The 13,015-nt window shown below is 69.5% G+C and carries 13 protein-coding genes; 9 read left to right on the top strand and 4 right to left on the bottom strand.

All coding sequences use genetic code 11. The annotated features are described in order from the left end of the window. Nucleotides 1–38 precede the first annotated feature (38 nt). Entirely contained in the window at nucleotides 39–320 is a 282-nt protein-coding gene (locus tag ACXAFN_RS15025; RefSeq protein WP_474989884.1) for a hypothetical protein, read from the bottom strand. A 270-nt stretch (nucleotides 321–590) separates the two neighbouring features. Continuing rightward, a complete protein-coding gene (locus tag ACXAFN_RS15020; RefSeq protein ID WP_474989882.1) occupies nucleotides 591–1,322 on the bottom strand; it encodes a lipoyl protein ligase domain-containing protein in 732 nt (243 codons plus the stop codon). A gap of 543 nt (nucleotides 1,323–1,865) precedes the next feature. Between ACXAFN_RS15020 and ACXAFN_RS15015 the strand changes: the two genes are divergently transcribed. From ACXAFN_RS15015 to ACXAFN_RS14990, 6 genes are read left to right on the top strand one after another with little or no spacing between them, the layout of a single operon-like run. Next, entirely contained in the window at nucleotides 1,866–4,658 is a 2,793-nt protein-coding gene (locus tag ACXAFN_RS15015; RefSeq protein ID WP_474989880.1) for a monovalent cation/H+ antiporter subunit A, read from the top strand. Beyond that, entirely contained in the window at nucleotides 4,658–4,996 is a 339-nt protein-coding gene (locus tag ACXAFN_RS15010; protein WP_474989878.1) for a Na+/H+ antiporter subunit C, read from the top strand. The genes ACXAFN_RS15015 and ACXAFN_RS15010 overlap by 1 nt, the downstream gene beginning before the upstream one ends. After that, on the top strand, nucleotides 4,993–6,516 hold the full coding sequence (locus ACXAFN_RS15005; RefSeq protein ID WP_474989877.1) for a monovalent cation/H+ antiporter subunit D: 1,524 nt from the start codon (nucleotides 4,993–4,995) through the stop codon (nucleotides 6,514–6,516). The genes ACXAFN_RS15010 and ACXAFN_RS15005 overlap by 4 nt, the downstream gene beginning before the upstream one ends. After that, the gene (locus ACXAFN_RS15000) at nucleotides 6,513–7,019 is read left to right on the top strand and encodes a Na+/H+ antiporter subunit E (protein WP_474989875.1); all 507 of its coding nucleotides are present in this window, start codon (nucleotides 6,513–6,515) and stop codon (nucleotides 7,017–7,019) included. Before ACXAFN_RS15005 ends, ACXAFN_RS15000 begins: the two co-directional genes overlap by 4 nt. Next, complete coding sequence (locus ACXAFN_RS14995) at nucleotides 7,016–7,285, top strand: K+/H+ antiporter subunit F (protein WP_474989873.1); 270 nt, start codon at nucleotides 7,016–7,018, stop codon at nucleotides 7,283–7,285. The genes ACXAFN_RS15000 and ACXAFN_RS14995 overlap by 4 nt, the downstream gene beginning before the upstream one ends. Then, nucleotides 7,282–7,683 (top strand): Na+/H+ antiporter subunit G, encoded by a 402-nt coding sequence (locus ACXAFN_RS14990; RefSeq protein ID WP_474989871.1) that lies wholly within the window; start codon nucleotides 7,282–7,284, stop codon nucleotides 7,681–7,683. The genes ACXAFN_RS14995 and ACXAFN_RS14990 overlap by 4 nt, the downstream gene beginning before the upstream one ends. 61 nt (nucleotides 7,684–7,744) lie before the next feature. On the opposite strand, the gene ACXAFN_RS14985 is transcribed toward ACXAFN_RS14990, so the two are convergent. After that, complete coding sequence (locus ACXAFN_RS14985) at nucleotides 7,745–8,644, bottom strand: substrate-binding domain-containing protein (RefSeq protein ID WP_474989869.1); 900 nt, start codon at nucleotides 8,642–8,644, stop codon at nucleotides 7,745–7,747. 109 nt (nucleotides 8,645–8,753) lie between these two features. On the opposite strand from ACXAFN_RS14985, the gene ACXAFN_RS14980 reads away from it, so the two are divergent. From ACXAFN_RS14980 to ACXAFN_RS14970, 3 genes are read left to right on the top strand one after another with little or no spacing between them, the layout of a single operon-like run. Next, nucleotides 8,754–9,458, top strand: coding sequence for an ABC transporter permease (locus ACXAFN_RS14980; RefSeq protein ID WP_474989867.1), 705 nt, complete (start codon nucleotides 8,754–8,756; stop codon nucleotides 9,456–9,458). After that, nucleotides 9,455–10,177 carry an energy-coupling factor ABC transporter ATP-binding protein gene (locus tag ACXAFN_RS14975; protein ID WP_474989865.1) on the top strand — a complete coding sequence of 241 codons (723 nt, stop codon included), beginning with the start codon at nucleotides 9,455–9,457 and terminating at the stop codon, nucleotides 10,175–10,177. The genes ACXAFN_RS14980 and ACXAFN_RS14975 overlap by 4 nt, the downstream gene beginning before the upstream one ends. A gap of 38 nt (nucleotides 10,178–10,215) precedes the next feature. Then, nucleotides 10,216–11,052, top strand: a complete 837-nt coding sequence (locus ACXAFN_RS14970) for an ABC transporter substrate-binding protein (RefSeq protein ID WP_474989863.1) — start codon at nucleotides 10,216–10,218, stop codon at nucleotides 11,050–11,052. A 74-nt stretch (nucleotides 11,053–11,126) separates the two neighbouring features. Here the strand turns inward: ACXAFN_RS14970 and ACXAFN_RS14965 are convergent, their stop codons facing one another. Next, entirely contained in the window at nucleotides 11,127–12,923 is a 1,797-nt protein-coding gene (locus ACXAFN_RS14965; protein WP_474989861.1) for an NAD(P)/FAD-dependent oxidoreductase, read from the bottom strand. Nucleotides 12,924–13,015: the final 92 nt, after the last annotated feature.

Below are 13,015 nucleotides of genomic sequence, written 5' to 3'. Positions count from 1 at the left end.
GAAGCGGGGCATCGTCTCATCGCTCAGAGGCCCCGTGCTCAGGTAGTGGCATCCTTGGCCGGTGCCAGGCCATCGTCGGACGCCGTGAAGCGAGTCTCGGCGCCGTGGTTCAGCAGGGCCGCGCGGGCCTGTTGCATGGCCGTGCTGCCGCCCTGGATCTGATTGGCCTCGACGGCATGCGCCGCGCTCGGAGCCTGTTGGCTCAAGGTAGACAGCGGCTCCTGGTGCAGTTGCAGGGCTCGCTCGGCGGCATTGTCGGCCTGGGCGGCCAGCGGCAGTGCGGCGATGAGCAGGGCGGAGAGGGTCAGCTTGGTGTTCATGGTCAGCCTCCTGGTGTCTTTGATCGTGGGTCTAACTGCTTTTTGCTTCATTTGTTAGCAGTTTATCTTTCACCAAAAACGAACAAAAGAGACTGTTTTCGGATGCTATATTCGATTTTATAGAAAAAACGATACCCCGACCGCCCCGGGAGATGATCGACCCGCGGGGATGGCACGACGAGCTTCGCCGGCCGATGAGGCTGATACTGCGCGCGGTGAAACGCTGACACGCCCCGCCCGGCGACGCCCGGCGACGCCCGCCACGTCGCCTCATGCCGTCTGCGGTGCCCGCTCCGTTGCCAGCCGCGCCAGCAGGTCGGGCATCGCGGTCTCGATCTCCAGCGCGGGCAGCGTCTCGCCCAGGGCGACATGGCGGTCGCCGCGAAAGCGTTGCGGGTCGTCGACGGCGGCCTGGAAGGCGTTGACCACCTCGACCAGCGCCTCCGGCGTGCTGCCCACCTGCATGGCGCCGTGCACCAGCAGCGCCATGGCATCGCTGCCGGGCACCCGCCGCCAGCGCTGGGCGGTGCCGACCAGCTTGCGCCCGCCGATGCGCACGTTGAAGCGCCCGTCGCAGTAGGCGCCGGGCACCGGGCCGAGATCGGCGTCGGCCACGCCCAGCGCGGTCAGCCAGTCGCACCAGGGGTCGCCCAGACGACGATAGCCCCACGCCAGATTCGCGGCGGAGCCGCCCACCTCGCAGCGCAACGCCAGGGCCACGTTGACCACCGCCTCGCTCTGCGGCACAGGGGTGCCACCGGTGGCACGGAATCGCAGCGGCCAGCCCCGTTCGGCCAGCCGCGCCCGAGCCGCCTCGAAGCCCGCCAGTCGCTGGTGGCGGCGCGGCATCACCAGGGCGCGGTCATGGGGCGACCAGGCCAGCCAGCCGAGCGTCGCCTCGCCCCGGCAGACCCGCTCGAGCAATGCCTCCTCGGCGGCGAGGCCCTCCTCCACCGAGGGACGTTGCAGGGCCATGCGGGCGAAGTCGAGCGGATCGGTCATGTGGGCTCCCGGTTCTTAATGGCGTGCCGATCGCGAGCCCCGGCACGGGACGCTCGCGGACCCGACCAGTCTAGTGTCCTGTATCAGAGGTTGCCTGTAGAATTCTGGCGGCCCCTTGCGCCGCCATGCCGCGTCGCGGCGCCTTGCCTGGCAACCCAATGCGCTCGCCATCTCTTCAACGAACCTCCGAAACAGGACACTAGCGGAAACGCCACCGTCGGCGCGCCGTTCAGCGCGGCCACGGAGCGTTGACGCGAGGCACGGCAGGGGCAAACAGGCGCACTATAGTGAAAATGCCGGTCCCCGCATCTTCCGGCGATCCCCATCCGGGGCGGCGGGTGACTCGCCTTCTCCGGCATGCTTCTGGCCGGTGCGGCGATGGAATGCGAGGGCGATTCTTCGCGTGCTTCAGGGAGGCTGCCCCATGACAGGGACGATCACCGAGCGTCGAACCGCATACGCCGGGCAGCCGGCGCTGGAAGGCCGAAGACGGGGACATTACGCCCCCTCGCCCCTGTCCTGCCGCTAGCCGAACAGGCCCGCATGGCACTCGCCCTCGTCATCCTGTTGCCGCTGCTGGGCGCGCTGCTCCCCGCGCTGTGCCCTGGCAGCAGCTGCCGACGGCTGGCCTGGCTCGCCGCCCTGCCCAGCGTCGCCAGCCTGACCCTGCTGGTGAGCTTTCTGCCACGGGTTACCCGCGGCGAGGCGGTCATTCGGGAACTGAGCTGGCTGCCTTCCCTGGGGCTGAACGCGGCGTTGCGCCTCGATGCCCTGGGCCTGCTGTTCGCCCTGCTGATCACCGGCATCGGCTGCCTGATCCTGCTCTACGCGCGCTACTACTTCGAGGGCAACGCCTCGGCCGCGCGCTTCTTCACCCTGATGCAGCTGTTCATGGCGGCGATGCTGGGCATCGTGCTCTCCGAGAACCTGCTGTTCATGCTGGTGTTCTGGGAACTGACCAGCCTGGTGTCCTTCCTGCTCATCGGCTTTGACACCGACCGCCAGGCGGCCAGGCTGGGGGCGAGGATGTCACTGGTGATCACCGGCGGCGGTGGGCTGCTCCTGCTGGGCGGCATCGTGTTGCTGGGGCAGGCCGCCGGCAGCTACGAGCTCTCGGTGGTGCTCGAGGCCGGCGAGCGGATCCGCGCCCATGAGCATTACGGCCTGATGCTCAACCTGATCCTGCTCGGCGCCTTCACCAAGTCGGCCCAGTTTCCCTTCCACCTCTGGCTGCCCCATGCCATGGCGGCGCCGACGCCGGTCTCCGCCTATCTGCACAGCGCCACCATGGTCAAGGCGGGACTCTTCCTGCTCGCCCGGCTGCACCCGGCCCTGGCGGAGACCGGGCCGTGGTTCCATCTGGTCACCCTGACCGGCATGCTGACGCTGATGGTGGGGGCCTTCGTGGCCATGTTCATGCACGACATGAAGGGGCTGCTGGCCTACTCCACGGTGTCCCACCTGGGGTTGATCATGCTGCTGCTGGGGCTGGGCACGCCCATGGCGCTGTCGGCGGCGCTCTTCCACCTGGTGTGTCATGCGCTGTTCAAGGCGCCGCTGTTCATGATGGCGGGCTATGTGGACCGGGCCACCGGCACCCGGGACATGCGCCGGATCAACGGCATGTGGCGCTTCATGCCTTCGCTGATGGCCCTGTCGGCGATCCCCGCGGCGGCCATGGCCGGCCTCCCGCTGATGAGCGGCTACCTGAGCAAGAAGATGCTGTTCGGCGAGAGTCTGCGCGTCGCCTCGCCGGACTGGGCGAGCGTGGTGATTCCCCTCTGGGTGACCCTGGCCGGGCTGTTCTCGGTGGCCTACTCGATTCGCATCTTCCACAACGTCTACTTCAACGGCCGGCCCATCGACCTGCCCACCTGGCCGCCCCGCGAACCCCGCCCGGCGGCCCTGCTGCCCATCGCGTTGCTCGCCCTGGCCACGCTCTGGGTGGGCATGGCACCCTCGGGGCTCTACGCGACGCTGGTCCACCCGGCGTTCGAGGCCGCTCGCCAGGCCGACCTCGCCGCCTACGACTTCGCGGTGCCGGGCGGCACCCGCCCCATGCTCATGAGCCTCGTCGCACTGGCGGGCGGCGCGCTCTTCTACCGCCTCCGCGGCCCGCTGTTCCGCCTTCACGCCCGGCTGCCGGAAGTGGATGCCAAGGAGATCTTCGACTGGATCATGCGCCGGGCCATCGAGCTCTCCCAGCGCCGCGTCTTCCAGCTCGAGAACGGCTCGCTGCAGCGCTACCTGACCTTCCTCATGATCACCGTGGTGGTGCTGGTCGGCGTGGAACTGCTCGGCGTGGCCCGCTGGCACGGCGGCGTCCCGCTCGCCCCCCTCGACCCCTTGACCGGGCTTGCCGCCATCCTGTTCTGCCTGGCCGCCATCGGCGTGGTGCGCTTCCACCACCATCGGCTGCCGGCCCTGCTGCTGCTCGGGGTGACCGGTCTGTTCGTGACCGTCGCCTTCGCGCGCTTCTCGGCGCCGGACCTCGCCCTGACGCAGCTGATGGTGGAAGTGATGGCGGTGGTGATCATGATGCTGGCGCTTTCCTTCCTGCCGCAGCAGTCGCCCAGGGAGTCCTCTCGGGCGAGGATGGGGCGGGACCTCGCCATCGCCGGCCTGGTGGGCAGCGGCGTGGCGGCCTTCAGCTTCGCCATCCTGACCCGCCCGCAGCGCACCATCTCCGACTTCTTTCTCGCCAACAGCCTGCCCGGCGGTGGCGGCACCAATGTGGTCAACGTGATCCTGGTGGACTTCCGCGGCTTCGATACCCTGGGCGAGATCACCGTGCTGGGCATCGCGGCGGCGGCGGTCTTCGCCTTCACCCGCGACCTGCATCTCAAGGAGCGGGTGGTCGACACCCATCCGGGGCACTGGGTCGCCGAGCCGCACCCGATCATGTTGAGCACCGTGGCCCGGCTGGTGCTGCCGATCGCCCTGCTGGTCTCGGCCTATATCTTCCTGCGCGGCCACAACCTGCCCGGCGGCGGCTTCATCGCCGGGCTGATCACCGCCGTGGCCTTCACCCTGCAGTACATGGCCGGCGGGCTGGTCTGGGCCCAGGCGCGCATGCTGACCGCCTTCCGGCCGCTGATCGGCGCCGGCCTGCTGATCGCCGTGGCCACCGGCCTGGGCAGCTGGTGGCTCGGCTACCCCTTCCTCACCTCGGCCCACGCCCACCTGCACCTGCCGCTGATCGGCGAGGTCGAGCTGGCCACCGCCATGCTCTTCGACCTGGGCGTCTACGCCACCGTGGTCGGGGCGACGCTGCTGATCCTGGCCAACCTCGGCAAGCTGATGACCGTGGCCGGCCCCGGCAAGGAGATCGGCTGATGGAACTGCTCTATGCGATCACGCTCGGCGTGCTGACGACCTGCGGGGTCTACCTGCTGCTGCGGGCGCGCACCTTCACGGTCATCCTCGGCCTCACCCTGCTCTCCCACGCCGTCAATCTCTACCTGTTCGCCTCGGGACGCCTGGTCACCGGCGCACCGGCCATCGTCGGCCTCACCGAGCGCTCGGCGGATCCCTTGCCGCAGGCGTTGGTGCTGACCGCCATCGTGATCGGCTTCGCCATGACCGCCTTCGTGGTGGTGCTGGCCCTCAAGGCCGCGGTGGAGCTGCGCAATGACCATGTCGACGGCGAGAACCCGGACGAGGACCGCACATGAGCCACACCCTGATCCTGCCGATACTGCTGCCGCTGATCACCGGCGCGGGCCAGCTGGTGTTCTACCGACTGCCCTTCGGCGCGCAGCGCCTGGGGGGCATCGTCAGCACCCTGGGCCTGGTGCTGCTGGGCGCCTGGAGCCTGCTCATGGCCGACTCGGGGGACTACCATCTCTACCATGCCGGCGACTGGCCGGCGCCGTTCGGCATCGTGCTGATCCTCGACCGCCTCTCCGCCATCATGCTGGCCCTGACCGCCATCCTGGGACTGTGTTGCCTGCTCTATGCAAGCCGCGGCATCGACCGCCGCGGAGCGCACTTCCATGCCCTCTTCCAGTTCCAGCTGGCCGGCCTCAACGGCGCCTTTCTGACCGGCGACCTGTTCAACCTGTTCGTGTTCTTCGAGATCCTGCTGATCGCCTCCTACGCCCTGCTGCTGCATGGCGGCGGGCGGGCGCGCAGCCGGGGCGGGCTGCACTACGTGATCATCAACCTGGTGGGCTCGGCGCTGTTTCTGATCGCCCTGGGCACCCTCTACGGCCTCACCGGCACCCTCAACATGGCCGACCTGGCGCTCGCGGTGGCGTCCGCGCCACCGGGGGACGCGCCGCTCCTGGCGGCGGCCAGCATGGTGCTGCTGGTGGTGTTCGGCATCAAGGCCGCCATCCTGCCGCTGCTGTTCTGGCTGCCCCGCGCCTACTCCGCCGCCAGCGCGCCGGTGGCCGCGCTCTTCGCCATCATGACCAAGGTCGGCATCTACGCCATCCTGCGGGTCTTCCTGCTGGTCTTCGGGCTGGGCGAGACGCCGGTCAACGCCGCCGCCTGGCAATGGCTGTGGCCGCTGGCCCTGCTGACCCTGGCGCTGGGTGGCGTCGGGGTGCTGGGGTCGGACAGCCTGCGCACCCTGACCGCCTACCTGGTGATCATCTCGGTGGGTACCCTGCTGGCCACCATCAGCGTCGTCACCCCGGCGAGCCTCGGCGCCGCGCTCTTTTACCTGATCCACAGCACCGGCATGGCGGCCGTGTTCTTCCTGCTGGCCGACCTGCTCGGCCAGCAGCGCGAGACGGGCTACGATCGCTTCTCGGTGGTGGCGCCCATGGGCCACCGCGGGACGCTCGGCGGCCTGTTCTTCATCGCCGCCATCGCCATGGTCGGCCTACCGCCATTCAGCGGCTTCGTCAGCAAGGCCTGGATCCTCCAGTCGACGGCCGGCGAGCCCCAGGGATTCTGGCTATGGGGCGTGCTGCTGACCGCGGCGCTGCTGACCCTGATCGCCGTCAGCCGCACCGGCAGCAGCTGGTTCTGGCGCCCCGCAGGCGCCGGCGAGCCGCGTCCGCTGGATCGCAGCTGCCTGGCCATCGTCTGCACCATGGTGGCCCTCAACGGAGCGCTGTCGGCGCTGGGCGAGCCGGTGATGAGATACCTGGAGCTGACCGCCGAGCAGCTGCTGATGCCGGACGCCTACATCGCCGCCATGCTGCCGGAGGGCATGGCATTCGAGCAGCAGGTGGCGCCATGACAGCATCGTTTCGCTCCCGTCGGTTCTGGCTGCCACACCCGCTGTTCTCGCTGTTCCTGGCGCTGCTCTGGTTGCTGATGGTCAACGACTTCAGCGTGGCCCATGCCCTGCTGGGGCTGACCCTCGGCGTGGCGATCCCCTTCGTGACCCACGCCTTCTGGCCCGAGGAGGCGAAGATCAGGCGTCCCCTGCCGCTGCTGCGCTATCTGCTGGTGCTGCTGGTGGACATCCTGCGCTCCAACCTGGTGGTGGCTTGGCGCATCCTGCGCCCCGCCCGACACCTGCGGCCGGCGTTCTTCACCTATCCGCTGACGCTGGATGACGACTTCGCCATCACCCTCCTGGCCAGCACCATCTCGCTGACGCCCGGCACCGTCTCGCTTCACTACGATGCGAAGGCCCATGCCCTGCTGGTGCACGCCCTGCACCTGGAAGACGAGGCCGAGGCCGTTGCCACCATTCGCCAGCGCTACGAGCGGCCCCTCGAGGAGATCTTCCGATGATTGCCGTCGTCATCCCCATCGCCATGACGCTGTTCGCCGTCGCCGCCCTGCTCAACCTCTACCGCCTGGCCATCGGCCCGGATATCGTCGACCGGATCCTGGCGCTGGACACCCTGATGATCAACAGCATCGCGCTGATCGTGCTGGCGGACATCTGGATGGGATTGGGTGTGCTGTTCGAACTGGCCCTGCTGATCGCGCTGATGGGCTTCGTGAGCACCGTCGCCATGTGCAAGTATCTGCTGCGGGGGGACGTCATCGAATGACCCAGGTCGACATGCCGGGATACCTGCAACTCATCGTCGTCGCCTGCCTGCTGTTCGGTGCCCTGGTGGCCCTGATCGGCTCCTGGGGACTGGCCAAGCTGCCCGACTTCTACACGCGGCTCCACGGCCCGACCAAGGCCAGCACCCTGGGCGTCGGCTGCACCCTGATCGGGTCGCTGCTCTACTTCAGCCACCAGCAGGACGGCGTCTCGGTCCAGGAGGCACTGGTCACGATCTTCCTGTTCGCGACCGCCCCGGTCAGCGCCCACATGATGGGCAAGGCCGCCCTGCGCCGAGGCCTCGAGGGGGTGCCCGGCACCCGCAACGTGCCGGACCGTCGGCCGCCCCCGAGAGAGCCGGGCGAGCCGGGGGCCGATCCAGGAGACGGCGGGCGCTGACCCTCGGCGCGAGGCGCCGAACGGGCACGGCCATGGCACTGCACTGGCTTCCCCGGTCGCATCAGGCGTTGTAGACCACCGCCCCCAGCTCGCCGACATCGTAGCCGCCCATGGCCTCGGCCTGCTCCCGGAGGCGCGGCGTGCGGGCGAAGGCCAGCAGCTTCTGCAGTGGCGGCTCGAAGTAGCTGCGCCGTCTCAGGGCCAGATCGAAGGCCTCCTCGTGCAGCGTCACGAAGGCAAGACCCTGGCGTCGCGCGGCCGCCTCGACGCCTAGCCCCGCGTCGGCCGCTCCCTGATGGATGGCCAGCGCCAGGTCGTCCTCGGAGCGCGAAGGATGTGAGATGAAGGCCAGCGCCTCGGCGTCCACCCCCGCCCGCGCCAGCAGCCAGGCCAGCAGCCGCTGGGCGCCGGCCCCGGCCTGGCGATGGGCCAGGCGCACCCCGGGCCGTGCCAGATCCTTGATACCGCCCAGGCCCAGCGGGTTGCCCGGCGCCAGCAGCAGCCCCTGGCGGCGCCGGGCCCAGCGCACCATCACCAGGTCGCGCATGCCGGCGAGCCCCAGCGCCTCGGGGCGGTTGTAGCGCCCGCTGGCCGGGTCGACCAGGTGCAGCCCGGCCGCCATGGCCTCGCCGGCCAGCAGCCGGCGCACGCCGTCGCCGCTGCCGTGGCACAGGGTCGCCAGGTCGGCGCCGCTCTCGCGCAGCGCCCACTCCAGCAGCGGGTCGTGGCTGCCGGCGAGCACCGCTGGCACCGCAAGCGCCCCGGGCGCATCGCCCTCCAGGTGGCTCATCAGCCACAGGTCGAGGCTCTGGCGGGGAAACAGCAGCTTGCCGGTGGCCCGGGTGCAGGGGATCTGGCCCTGGCGCACCAGGTCGTAGACCTTGCGCGGCTTGAGCCGCAGGTAATCGGCCGCCTCGGCGGTGGTCAGGTAATCGTGACCCGCGCTCGTCCGATGGCTCATCGTCACCCCTTCAGCGTCATTTCGCTGTTTCAGGCTGCATATTTTTCAACACTCCCTGCGTTCAGCGTAGTCAGGACACATGCTGCCTGTATCGACACGGGAATGCGCCATGCCTCAGCACGACTCCGCGCTCGCCACCGCGCTGGCCTTGATCCTCGAGCGGGACCCGACCCTGCTCGGCATCGTCGGGCTGTCGCTCAAGGTGTCGCTCGGCGCGGTGCTGATCGCCACCCTGCTCGCCCTGCCACTGGGGGCGGCCCTGGCGCTGTGGCGCTTCCCGGGGCGCGGCATGCTGGTCGTTATCCTCAATGCGCTGATGGGCCTGCCGCCGGTGGTCGCGGGGCTCGCGGTCTACCTGCTGCTGTCCCGGGCCGGGCCGCTGGGCGAGCTCGGCCTGCTGTTCACCCCCGGCGCAATGGTGGTGGCTCAGGTGATGCTGGTGATGCCGATCATCGCCGCCCTGACCCGCCAGCAGGTCGAGGCGCTGCACCACGAGTACCACGAGCAGCTGCGCTCGCTGGGGCTGTCCCGGGCGCGCATGATCCCCACCCTGCTGTGGGACGCCCGGGTCGGGCTGCTCACCGTGGTGCTGGCCGGCTTCGGCCGCGCCAGCGCCGAGGTCGGTGCGGTGATGATCGTCGGCGGCAACATCGACGGCGTCACCCGGGTGATGACTACCGCCATCGTGCTCGAGACCAGCAAGGGCAATCTGCCCCTGGCACTGGGGCTCGGCATCGTGCTATTGGGGCTGGTGGCGCTGGTCAACGCCGCCGCTCATCTGCTCGGCGAGACGGCCAGGAGACGACTCGGATGAACACCATGCTGCAGGCCGCGCCCCGCGCCGCCGCACTCGCGCTCGAGGCGGTGGGTTTCGAGCATCGCGGCCAGCCGCTGCTCGACGGGGTCTCGCTGCGCCTCGAGAACTGCCGGCGCACCCTGGTGCTGGGCCCCAACGGCGCCGGCAAGAGCCTGCTGATGCGCCTGGCCCACGGCCTGCTGACGCCGAGCCACGGGCGGGTGCACTGGGACGGCCCACCGCCCCGCCAGGCGATGGTCTTCCAGCGCCCGGTGCTGCTCAAGCGTTCCGCGCGGGACAACCTGCTCCATGCGCTGGCCGTCCAGGGCACGCCCTGGCGGCAGCGCCGCCGCCTGGCCGACGAGGCCCTGGCACGCTTCGGGCTCGACGCGCTCGCCCGGCGCCCCGCCCGGGTGCTGTCCGGCGGCGAGCAGCAGCGCCTGGCCCTGGCCCGGGCCTGGCTGCTGTCTCCGGCCATGCTGTTCCTCGACGAGCCCACCGCGTCGCTGGACCCGGCCGCCATCCGCGCGGTCGAGGCGGCGGTCGACGACTTCCACCGCGCCGGCACCCGCATCCTGATGAGCACCCACGACCTGCACCAGGCACGCCGCCTGGCCGACGAGGTGGTCTTCCTGTGCGGCGGGCGGCTGCTCGAACGGACCCCCGCCGAGCAGTTCTTCACGTCCCCCGCCACGCCCGAGGCGTCGGCCTTCCTGCGCGGGGAACTGATCGGCTAGTCCCGCGCCCCCTCGACCGCTACTCCAGGAGTCTCGCGATGCGCACCATGACCACGCTCGCCACCGCCGGCCTGCTGAGCCTGACGCTGAGCGCCGAGGCCCAGGACGACACGCCCTATATCACCCTGGCCTCGACCACCTCCACCCAGACCTCCGGGCTGTTCGACGCCATCCTCCCCCCGTTCACCGAGGCCAGCGGCATCGCGGTGCGGGTGGTCGCCGTGGGCACCGGCCAGGCCTTCGAGATCGCCCGACGCGGGGACGCCGACGGCCTGCTGGTCCACGACACCGAGGGCGAAGCGCAATTCGTCGCCGACGGCTATGCCAGCGAGCGCGCCGACGTGATGGTCAACGACTTCGTGCTGATCGGCCCCGCCGACGATCCGGCGGACATTCGCGACGCCGAGAGCGCCACCCAGGCGCTGGCGCGCATCCACGCCAGCGGGGCACCCTTCGCCTCCCGGGGCGACGACAGCGGCACCAACCGTGCCGAGCTGCGCCTGTGGGATGCCGCCGGCATCACCCCCGAGGGCGAGTGGTATCGTGAGCTCGGCAGCGGCATGGGAGCAACGCTGAACACCGCCGCCGGCATGGACGCCTATGTGATGTCCGACCGCGCCACCTGGGTCGCCTTCGACAACCGCCAGCGCCTCGAACTGCTGTTCGAGGGCGACCCGGCGCTGTTCAACCAGTACGGCAGCCTGCGGCTCTCCGAAGATTGTCACCCGCACCTCAAGCACGACCTGGCCCGGCAATGGCATGACTGGCTGCTCTCAGACGACGGCCAGCAGTCCATCGCCGACTTCCGGGTGAAGGGACAGCAGCTGTTCTTTCCCAATGCCGAGCCCGATGCCCGGGCCAGCGCCGCCGAATGACACGACGCCGGCCCGCCCCGTAGCGAAACGGAGCGGGCCGGCGCGTCATGGTCTGCCGCTGAGTACGAGCCGGATCAACTCAGGTGATTGACCTCCTGCAGGCCGTAGACGGGGGTGGGAATGCCCTCCAGGCGCGCCTTGAGCTGCAGCGCCAGGTAGTGGGAGTAGTGGCGGGACTGGTGCAGGTTGCCGCCGTGGAACCATAGCGCCTGCTGCCGGGTGGGCTTCCACATGTTGCGCAGCTCGCCCTCCCAGGGCCCCGGGTCCTTGGGCGTGTCGGAGCCGAGTCCCCAGCACTTGCCGACTCGGTCGGCGACCTGCTGGGAAATGATCCGGGCCGCCCAGCCGTTCATCGATCCGTAGCCGGTGGCGTAGACGATCAGGTCCGCGGGCAGCTCCGAGCCGTCGGTCAGCGTCACCGAACGCGGATTGATGCACTCGATGCCGACGCCGCTGCGCAGCTTGATGTCGCCGTTGGCCACCAGGTCGCAGGCGCCGACGTCGATGTAGTAACCGGAACCGCGCCGCAGGTACTTGAGGAACAGCCCCGAGTCGTCCGCCCCGAAGTCGAGCAGGAAGCCCGCCGCCTCGAGCCTGCGGTAGAAGTCGGCGTCACGCTCGCGAATGGCGTCGAAGGCCGGGCGCTGGAAGTCCGGCAGCACCTTGTAGGGAATCGAGGCGAAGATCAGGTCGGCCTTGTCGTGATCGATGCCGTTCTGCAGCGCCTGTTCGGAGTACAGCGGGCCGAGCACCTCTTCCATCAGCGAGTCGGACTTCACGATATGGGTGGAGGAGCGCTGCAGCATGGTCACGTCGGCGTCGTGCTCCCAGAGCGCCGCGCAGATGTCGTGAGCGGAGTTGTTCGAACCCACCACGACGACCTTCTTGCCGCGATAGGCGTCCGGCCCGGGATGCTGGCTGGAGTGCTGCTGCTCGCCCTCGAAGGTCTCGGCGCCGGGGAACTGGGGCACGTTGGGCATGCCGGACATGCCGGTCGCCAAGACCAGCTGCTTCGGCCGCAGGGTGACCCGCTCGCCGTCGCGGTTGACCTCGACCACCCACTCGCCGCTGGCCTCGTCATAGCGGGCGCCCTCGCACTCGGTGGAGCTCCAGTAGTTGAGCTCCATCACCTTGGTGTACATCTCCAGCCAGTCGCCGATCTTGTCCTTCGGCGCGAACACCGGCCAGTTCTCGGGGAAGGGAAGGTAAGGCAGGTGGTCGTACCAGACGGGATCGTGCAGACACAGCGACTTGTAGCGATTGCGCCAGGAATCGCCGGCCCGCGGGTTCTTCTCGATCACGATGGTCGGCACGTTCAGCTGCTTCAGCCGTGCGGCCAGCCCGATGCCGCCCTGCCCGCCACCGATGATCACGCAGTAAGGCTGGCGCTCGTAGCCCAGCTCGGCCTCCTCGCGCCGGCGTGCCTCGAGCCAGGTCTCGCGCTGCTTGTTGGCACCGTGCTCGGCGCCCTTGGGCCGGTACTCACCGCGGGGCTCGGGGAAGTCCTTGAGCTCGCGCATGGCGGTCAGCAGCGTCCAGCACCTGCCGTCCTTCAGGCGCACCAGCCCCTTGCCCCTCGCCTCGGCGGTCTCGAAGGCCAGCCAGGCCTCGATGACGCCATCGGCCTCGGCGGCCTCGCCCTCCAGCCGCCAGCGGCCGGGCCGGACGGTGTCCAGGGTGGCCTCGAGCATGGCCCGGATCTCGTCCTGGCCCTCCAGCGTCTTGAGGTTCCAGGTGAAGGCGACCAGGTCCCGCCAGTAGCATTCCTCGCCGAACAGCGTCAGGGCGCCCGCGACATGGCGATGGTCGAGGGCGGCGGCGAAATCGTCCAGCCACTGCTGGGCCAGTTGAGTTGGCGTGGGTGTCGTCATGACGGTGATCCTCTTGTTGTTTTGATGCTATCGGCTCTGGCAACGAGCCATCGGGATGACACGCCAAGGCCCAGCAGGAAGCGTGCCAGCCC

The sequence above is a fragment of the Halomonas sp. ABH4_019 genome (assembly GCF_056159885.1).
This window is presented reverse-complemented; position numbering and strand designations above follow the sequence as displayed.

Excerpts from the sequence above, each read along its gene's own strand:
- ACXAFN_RS14990 (WP_474989871.1), top strand. The coding sequence starts at position 7,282 with ATGACCCAGGTCGACATGCCGGGATACCTGCAACTCATCGTCGTCGCC.
- ACXAFN_RS14970 (WP_474989863.1), top strand. The coding sequence starts at position 10,216 with ATGCGCACCATGACCACGCTCGCCACCGCCGGCCTGCTGAGCCTGACG.
- ACXAFN_RS14980 (WP_474989867.1), top strand. The coding sequence starts at position 8,754 with ATGCCTCAGCACGACTCCGCGCTCGCCACCGCGCTGGCCTTGATCCTC.
- ACXAFN_RS15025 (WP_474989884.1), bottom strand. The coding sequence starts at position 320 with ATGAACACCAAGCTGACCCTCTCCGCCCTGCTCATCGCCGCACTGCCG.
- ACXAFN_RS14975 (WP_474989865.1), top strand. The coding sequence starts at position 9,455 with ATGAACACCATGCTGCAGGCCGCGCCCCGCGCCGCCGCACTCGCGCTC.
- ACXAFN_RS15005 (WP_474989877.1), top strand. The coding sequence starts at position 4,993 with ATGAGCCACACCCTGATCCTGCCGATACTGCTGCCGCTGATCACCGGC.
- ACXAFN_RS15015 (WP_474989880.1), top strand. The coding sequence starts at position 1,866 with ATGGCACTCGCCCTCGTCATCCTGTTGCCGCTGCTGGGCGCGCTGCTC.
- ACXAFN_RS15000 (WP_474989875.1), top strand. The coding sequence starts at position 6,513 with ATGACAGCATCGTTTCGCTCCCGTCGGTTCTGGCTGCCACACCCGCTG.
- ACXAFN_RS14985 (WP_474989869.1), bottom strand. The coding sequence starts at position 8,644 with ATGAGCCATCGGACGAGCGCGGGTCACGATTACCTGACCACCGCCGAG.
- ACXAFN_RS14995 (WP_474989873.1), top strand. The coding sequence starts at position 7,016 with ATGATTGCCGTCGTCATCCCCATCGCCATGACGCTGTTCGCCGTCGCC.
- ACXAFN_RS15010 (WP_474989878.1), top strand. The coding sequence starts at position 4,658 with ATGGAACTGCTCTATGCGATCACGCTCGGCGTGCTGACGACCTGCGGG.
- ACXAFN_RS15020 (WP_474989882.1), bottom strand. The coding sequence starts at position 1,322 with ATGACCGATCCGCTCGACTTCGCCCGCATGGCCCTGCAACGTCCCTCG.
- ACXAFN_RS14965 (WP_474989861.1), bottom strand. The coding sequence starts at position 12,923 with ATGACGACACCCACGCCAACTCAACTGGCCCAGCAGTGGCTGGACGAT.